At 74.1% G+C, this 452-nt stretch carries 1 pseudogene; it reads right to left on the bottom strand.

Annotated features, from left to right (window positions below):
- Positions 1 to 452 (bottom strand): annotated as a pseudogene (locus FL311_RS44785) (hypothetical protein); the annotation flags it as partial.

The following is a 452-nucleotide window of genomic DNA, read 5'->3' as shown; positions in this document are numbered from 1 at the left end:
AGCGAGCACCCAGGCGGCCGGACAGCCGTGAGCTGAGTACCCCACGCGCCAGCTCCCGCACCACCGGCTCGGCGTCAGGCGTGCGCGTCACGGGTCCCACCACAATCACCCACCCCTGCCCCGTGTCCACTGGTCGCACGCTTCCCTCGGCCTCGAGCAGATTAACCACCACCCGAGGTGCGGGCCCGCCTTCCGGCAGGCCCAGAAGTCGCGTGGCCTGTTGGACGGGGGCATCCAGCAGCGGAAGCCAGGCGCGCTGCTCGAGGCGGAAGTCCGGCAGCGTCTCCGCGCGCAGCGCCGTCACCGGCCACTCCTGCTCGGCGCGGGTCAGCAGCGCCTCCAGCCCGACGAGGCTCGCGGCGCGGCCAGGCGCCTTCGGTCCTCCCAGGACGCGGGCCAGGTAGACCTCCACCGGCTCCGGGTGCGCGGCGAAGTACGCGCGGGCCTCGGTG

This window comes from Myxococcus sp. AB025B, from assembly GCF_006518215.1.
Taxonomy (GTDB): Bacteria; Myxococcota; Myxococcia; order Myxococcales; family Myxococcaceae; genus Myxococcus; species Myxococcus fulvus.
Note: the sequence above shows the minus strand (reverse complement) of the source record. Positions and strands in the feature narration are given on the sequence as shown.